General features: G+C 32.9%; 3 protein-coding genes and 1 other RNA gene. 2 read left to right on the top strand and 2 right to left on the bottom strand.

The window, feature by feature from the left end:
• On the bottom strand, nt 1-503 hold a 503-nt coding region (gene def, locus GOQ24_RS05445), incomplete at its 3' end, for a peptide deformylase (protein WP_160339254.1).
• Between the two features lie 144 nt (nt 504-647).
• On the opposite strand from def, the gene GOQ24_RS05440 reads away from it, so the two are divergent.
• A complete protein-coding gene (locus tag GOQ24_RS05440; RefSeq protein ID WP_155091478.1) occupies nt 648-2,951 on the top strand; it encodes an FUSC family protein in 2,304 nt (767 codons plus the stop codon).
• A gap of 49 nt (nt 2,952-3,000) precedes the next feature.
• Here the strand turns inward: GOQ24_RS05440 and GOQ24_RS05435 are convergent, their stop codons facing one another.
• Nucleotides 3,001-4,209: an NAD(P)-dependent oxidoreductase gene (locus GOQ24_RS05435; RefSeq protein WP_160339253.1), complete on the bottom strand. Its 1,209-nt coding sequence runs from the start codon at nt 4,207-4,209 to the stop codon at nt 3,001-3,003.
• A 266-nt stretch (nt 4,210-4,475) separates the two neighbouring features.
• Between GOQ24_RS05435 and ssrA the strand changes: the two genes are divergently transcribed.
• Nucleotides 4,476-4,874, top strand: a transfer-messenger RNA (tmRNA) gene (gene ssrA, locus GOQ24_RS05430).
• Nucleotides 4,875-4,897 lie beyond the last annotated feature (23 nt).

Below are 4,897 nucleotides of genomic sequence, written 5' to 3'. Positions count from 1 at the left end.
AGCTTCTTCTTTAAAGTCGAAAGTTTATCTGTAAACAGCACACCTTCAATGTGATCGTATTCATGTTGAATAACTCTTGCAGCTAAACCGTCAAATACTTCTTCATGTTTAACGAAATTTTCATCATAATATTCTATGGTGATTCTTTCTTTTCGTTTAACTCCTTCGTGTATATCTGGAATACTTAAACATCCTTCATTAAACACCCATTCTTCTCCTTCTTCTTTTAAGATCTTAGCATTGATGAATGTTTTCTTTAAAGTCTTTAAAAATGCTGCTTCTTCCTCTGTATTCCCGTCTAATTCAGCAAAAGGAGCTGCGTCAATTACAAATAGGCGAATAGGTAGTCCTACTTGTGGAGCAGCTAATCCAACACCACTTGCAGAATACATCGTTTCGTACATATTATTCACTAACTCTTTTAATTCGGGGTAATCTTGGGTTATATTCTCTCCTACTTTTCTTAAGACAGGATCGCCATACCCAACTACTGACAATATCATAATTATTATTTTTCTCGAAAATTGAGTAGCAAAATTAAGGAAAAATAAGCGAATAAATAATCTTCTAAATTATTTTTGATGTTTAAATTGTTTTATCTTGCTTACTGAAAAAGTAGACTCACGCTATAATACCTCAAACAAGTTATGCTAACTAAAGCAAGAAAATATACAGACAATTCACACCTTGGAGATTCATTAAAAATTACAATATCAGCAGTTATTCCTTTTTTGGTTTTAATGCCTTACAAAGAATTTAACTGGGCCTTTGCTGCAGCTATGGGAGCCATGCTTACCGCACCAGTAGATATTCCGAGTAATTTAAAGGATAAGGTAGTCGGATTATTTGTAGGTGCTTTTACTGTCCCTGCTGTTACTCTTGTGCTGTCTCTAACGAATAATCATTGGTACTTCTACCCTATTTTTATCTTTATTCTATTTTCTTTAAGCATGATTTCCGTTTACGGACATCGTGCCAATATGCTCTCTTTTACTGGCCTATTAGCAGCAAGTTTAGGTTTGGCTCACAACTATGAGGGAAATGCTTTACTAATGCACTGTTTAATGTTATTATTAGGTGGATTGCTTTATTTATTGGTTGCAGTTATTTTTTACTTTATTAGACCTCGTAGATATGGAGTTTTACAAACTTCAGAATGTATGACACTTACAGCCGATTACTTAAAGTATCGCGCTATGCTGTGGTCTGAGAAAGCTGATACTCAAAAGATAGTTGAAGAACAGTTAAAAATTCAAGTTAGTCTGAACGAAGTACACGAAAACTTACGTGAGTTTTTAGTCAGAAATAAAGCAAACTCAAGTAACTCCTCAAATAATAGACGCCTATTGGTTGCATTCTCTACCCTGGTTGAAATATTAGAGATTGCAGCTTCTACTTCTTTCGATCACAAAAAATTAAGAGAGTATTTTAAAGATAGAATTGATATTATCGAAGATTATCAAAAGTTGGCTCAAGACTTTTCTCTAACAATTCAAGAGTTAGGTGAAGCGTTAAATATGGGGTTAAAGTATCAACCAAAGTATAAGTTAGACCAACAAATTGAATTATTACAAAACAAATTAAGTGAGTTTTCAACAGAAAATACCTCTGAGAATAAAATGGAAGCAGTACTGATGTATTCTAATGTTCTTCATTATGCTCAAAGCCAAATTGCTAAAATCCATATCTTAGAGAAGATTCTAATTGAAAAAGCTTTTACTACAGATGTAAAAGAGAAGTTTAAAGATTTGGAAAAGTTCCTTACTCCAGTTCACTACCGTTGGGAGACTTTGAGAGAAAACTTAAACTTTACTTCAACGATCTTTAGACATGCAACAAGATTAACACTAACCATTTTAGTTGGTTTTATTATAGGTAAAGCTTTTGCTTTATTAAACGCATATTGGATTTTATTAACCATTGTGGTAATCATGAGACCTGGTTTTGGATTGACCAAACAGCGCGCCTTTGAACGCGTTATAGGTACAGTTATAGGGGGATTACTTGCCTTGGGATTATTGTTATTTATAGACAATGTATCAGTAATTGCCTACTTAACAATTTTTACCATGATTATAGGGTATTGGTTTTCTCATACTGATTATAAAGTAGGTGTTACCTTCATTACCATGTACGTTGTACTCATCTATGCTATATTGACACCAAATTTTATGGATTTATTACTCTATAGAATTGTAGATACTGTAATTGGGGCTGTTTTAGCTTTTGGAGCAAATTATCTATTATGGCCTTCATGGGAGTTTTTAAATGTCAATACACATCTTTCTAAATCTGTAAAAGCAAATAAAGATTATGTGAAAGAGATTACTTTACTATATAATGAGAAAGGTGAAGTTACCCTCCCTTATAAATTAGCTCGTAAATACGCTTTTATTGAAATAGGAAATTTAATGGCATCGTTTCAAAGAATGATACAAGAACCTAAATCTAAGCAGACTCTACGATCTGAAATATACGAATTAGCAGTACTTAATCACACTTTTTTATCAACAGCAGCCTCTATTGGTATCTATGTTCAACACAAACACACCACTAAGGCTTCGGAAGCTTTTAATATTGTTATGGATTATATTGATAAGAACTTAGATATGTCTGTGGAGTATTTAGAACAATATAATGTAGCTAATTTGCATGAAAATTTAGTGACAGATTCTATCCTTGCGAGCTATAATGTCAGTCTTGAATACCTGAAAAACTTAAGGGAATATGAATTAAAGAAAAAGTATTCAGATGACGAGGAAATAAAAAACTTAATGGAAGAATCTATTTTAGTGATTGAACAGCTAATGTGGTTGGCTCAATTGTCTGAAAAAATTCTAAAAATCAGTACAAATATTTCAAATAAGAGAAAGGAATTAAATGATTCAACTAAAATAAATCTACATATTCCAACAACGTTATTTAATAAGCGTAAAACAAAACTTCAATAAAATAAAGAAAGCCTTATGAAACATCTTCATAAGGCTTTTTATTTAACATCTATTCTTTATCATCTACAAAATCTTGAAGGTAACTAAACTTCTGTGTTAGTTTGCCGTCTTTAGTTATGGTTGATTTTTCCAATATTTGGTCTTTATCTCCATTAAAAAAAGCAGGTAAGATTTCTCGAACAAAAATCTCCCCAAATCCCTCACTGGAATCTTTTGGCAATTCACAAGGAAGGTTATCTATAGCCATTACGGTAATAGCAGCTGGGTGATCAAATTCTACCTCTATATTTTTACCTGGGTGATATCCATAGAAAGGATCTGCAACAGTTGAGGCTCTTAAAGTAGAAGCAATAGGTCCGTGATCTACGTCACAGGAAACATCCCCTACTACTTTTATTTGATTATATGCTGAGTTTAGCATTTCTTTGGTAAGTATTGCAGGAGAACCCTTCTTAAAAAAGTGGCCTGTAATAAGAATATCAGAAACTCTACTGTACTTTTCAAAATCACTTTCAAAAAGTTCAGGATTAGCATAAAAATCTTCTTTAACAGCAGGGCTTCCGTCTATTCTCTTATAATAGTCAGTAACTCCGATTTGAGTATAAACAGCTCTATCGTATTTTTGACTCAAAAAGTGCTCTGGAGATACTCTTTTAATTTTAATAGCATCGAGTATCTCTATAATGCCATTAGCAACTTTACCTGATCCGGTAACAACGATTTTAATAGGTGGAAAAAATTGCTTCTTTAAACGGTGAACTAAATCTTCTTTGTGTAGTAGTGTTTCCGCTTTTGCGATATTGTACAATTCATACTTTAGTCCAAATGCGCGTAATGTATTGTATGCTCCAACTATTCCAGCATAACGACCAAAACCAATAATCCTCTTATTGTTTTGATCTACAAATGTTTCGTGATCCATTAATCTTATGTTCTTCTCTAAACAAGCTTGAAGTAGCTTGCGATTGTGTTCTTGTTTCTTTATTGTGTGCGAAAAGAAGATATAAGTTTTATTTGGTATAAGTGCTTGGATAGGAACTTCTTTTACCCCCAGTAATATATCACATGAATCCATATCTGAATTAACTTCTAAGTTTTCATCCATGTATTGCTTATCTGAAAAAATCCTGATATCTGACGGCTCTATAGCTATACTAAGCTGATTATATGCTGTTAAGGCATTTTTTGCTTGTTTAGGACAAAGCACAACGCGTCTATCAGGAGGGTTCTTCCGCTCCTTAATAATTCCAATTTTCATAATAATAGTTTGTTTGGTTTTTTATAGGTTTTCTTGGTTCTCCAAATATAGAATTATTTCTGAATAAATAATTAATTGCTTTTAAAAAAAGCCATATTCTTGTAGTTAAAAATGTACATTTTATAATATAACCAAAAAAGTAATAAACTATTATAGAGTATATTAGTGAGAAAATTGTTTTATTATAAAATATATTACTTGGCAATACTTTGAAAACAGTAAAAAACAATGTATTTTTGCACAAGTTTAGATAACTAAAACACTATGGGGTCGATCGGTTTTGACAGCGAGTGGAATTAGTTAGTAAGCACGTCGAGCGTTGTTAGGTTGCTCGTAAATATCATCTAACGAACTTTTTAAACGGCGAAAATAACTACGCTTTAGCTGCTTAATCTGAATTATAGTAAGATTGCCTTTAGTTTCCACCAGGTGGAAGAGCTGAATTCTCCTTAAGAGCCTTGGTTTGTGGCGCTTTGTCAAGGGGAACCGTAAAATAAACCTAGAGATGTCTATTGTTTCGCTAGCATCTTGACATTTTAGAAACTAAGCTTTTGGTGGCTGTTTTTTGCCAAGCCAACGGTCGAAAATCTAATAAAAAACTAAGCGTGTAGAAAGCTTTCTGATTGCTTGTTTGGACCCGAGTTCGATTCTCGGCGACTCCACAGAAACAAAAGCCTAACTATTGATA

It is taken from the genome of Myroides sp. LoEW2-1 (assembly GCF_009767705.1).
GTDB lineage: Bacteria > Bacteroidota > Bacteroidia > Flavobacteriales > Flavobacteriaceae > Flavobacterium > Flavobacterium album_A.
Note: the sequence above shows the minus strand (reverse complement) of the source record. Positions and strands in the feature narration are given on the sequence as shown.